This is a genomic window from Lentilactobacillus sp. (assembly GCF_040773105.1).
In the GTDB taxonomy this organism is placed as follows: Bacteria; Bacillota; Bacilli; order Lactobacillales; family Lactobacillaceae; genus Lentilactobacillus; species Lentilactobacillus parabuchneri.
In genome coordinates this window covers 1-1,966 of record NZ_JAXGWW010000306.1, presented here as the reverse complement: position 1 = coordinate 1,966, position 1,966 = coordinate 1, and the positions used below count along the sequence as shown (strand labels likewise).

General features: G+C 45.6%; 2 protein-coding genes and 1 pseudogene. 2 read left to right on the top strand and 1 reads right to left on the bottom strand.

Annotation, left to right across the window (positions count from 1 at the left end; genetic code table 11):
- Both AB3112_RS11050 and nadC read left to right on the top strand, forming a co-directional pair.
- On the top strand, window positions 1–625 hold a 625-nt coding region (locus AB3112_RS11050; protein WP_367334520.1), incomplete at its 5' end, for an MFS transporter.
- Between the two features lie 3 nt (window positions 626–628).
- A complete protein-coding gene (gene nadC, locus AB3112_RS11045) occupies window positions 629–1,468 on the top strand; it encodes a carboxylating nicotinate-nucleotide diphosphorylase (RefSeq protein ID WP_367334519.1) in 840 nt (279 codons plus the stop codon).
- A gap of 118 nt (window positions 1,469–1,586) precedes the next feature.
- On the opposite strand, the pseudogene AB3112_RS11040 reads toward nadC, so the two are convergent.
- A pseudogene (locus AB3112_RS11040) lies at window positions 1,587–1,966 on the bottom strand (ABC transporter substrate-binding protein); the annotation flags it as partial.

The following is a 1,966-nucleotide window of genomic DNA, read 5'->3' as shown; positions in this document are numbered from 1 at the left end:
TCAAGAAATCAGTCACGTCCAAACGCAGCATGTTGCTTTGGGCCAAGCCTTAAAAAAGTCGTTTCATGGCAAGACCGTTCTGCTATGGATTGCTTGGCTGATGGTAATGTTCAGCTACTACGGGATGTTTATGTGGCTGCCAAGCATTCTTTTGGATAAGGGCTACGGCATTGTCAGCGGCTTTGGCTACACTACCATTATTATTGTCGCTCAGCTTCCCGGTTATTTTTGTGCAGCGTGGCTCGCCCGACGAATCAAGGTAAAATACGTCTTTTCGATTTACATGTTTGGCACAGCTTTGGGAGCCATCATGTTTGGGCAGTCTACAACCGCACTGATGATTGTCATTGCAGGATGTGTCCTGTCATTCTTCAACTTGGGTGCTTATGGCGCAATCATCGCCTTGACCCCCGATCTTTATGAAAACAAAATCAGAGGAACGATGACTGGAATGGCTCAAGGAATTGGGCGAATTGGTGCGATTGTCGGCCCACTGATGGTGGGTGTACTCATGGATCGTCAAACAAGCGTTAACCTAGTCTTCGTGATCTTCATGATTTCATTGGTCATCGGCGCCATTGCGGTATTGACGCTGCCCGCCTCCCAAGACAGCCAAAAGGAGTAACTGATGAATAATATCCTACTCAAAGAAAAACTACGGGAATTTCTCAATGAAGACATTAATTTCGGCGATATGAGCCTCAAGTATTTGAACGGTTCAAAAGTGATTACTGGCGCATTCATTGCTAAGCAAGCCGGCGTTGTTTGTGGGCAAGACATTCCGCAACTGGTGTATGACTTGTTGGGGGATGCGTCATATACAGCGGTTATAAAAGACGGTCAAACTGTTACTGCGGGAACCGTCATTGGTGAAGTTAAGGGCCAAGCGTCGACACTTCTCACCGGTGAACGGGTCATCCTTAATCTCATCCAGCGCATGAGTGGGATCGCTTCAACTACCGCAAAAATCGTTGAAAAATTAAATGACCCAACCATTAAAATTACGGATACCAGAAAGACCGCGCCTGGTTTGCGGTTATTTGATAAGTTTGCGGTTTCTACAGGTGGCGGCTTTAATCATCGCTTTGACTTGACCGGTGGCATTATGCTTAAAGACAACCATATCGCATTGGCCGGCGGAGTCAAAGCGGCGTTGCTCACCGTTAAAAAGAACGTTGGCCCACTAACGTCAATTGAAATTGAAGTGGAAACCGAATCTGAACTAAAAGAGGCAATTGAAGTCGGTGCCAACGTTATTATGTTTGATAATCAAAAACCGGAAACGATCAAGAAATGGAAACAGCTGGTACCTGAAACAATCCAGATTGAAGCGTCTGGCGGCATTACCGAAGAAACCGTGGCGGCTTTTAGGGGGTGTGGCGCTGACTATCTCTCAATCGGAAACTTAACAAATGATGTTTCGCCACTTGATATCAGCTTTTTGGTTAAAGGCGTCATCAAGAGTTAAAGGAGATTTTTAAGTCTCACTTAATTGGCACGAAAAAACGGCTTTCGCGGATTAAATGCGAAAGCCGTTTTTTCTTTTTCGATTGTAGCCCCATTTAGTTTCCAAGAGGGACTGATTACTATTCATCGTGTGTCAGAAGTTCGTCAAATTTATCATAGAATGCCTGACCATGAACGGACGTTACCAAATTAATGGGTCGACCATTTTCAGTTTCAAACGTTCGTCCGGCGCCGTCACCACTGGTGATCACATCGCCTTTAATATCCTTTGACTCAATCAAGTCCGGATACTGGCTGGCAACCGTCGTGAGTACATCCCACAGATAGTAGGTTGAATTGGCCTCATAAGATGAAACCAACGCGTAACCCTGACCAATTAAATCCATCATTGGATAACGCCGCAAACTGGCCCAGTGCTGCTGGACGTCCGCGTTTAACGGCACTTGATTGGTACTTTCCAAGCCAACCATTTGAATATCAATGTCGGCATCAAAAACGG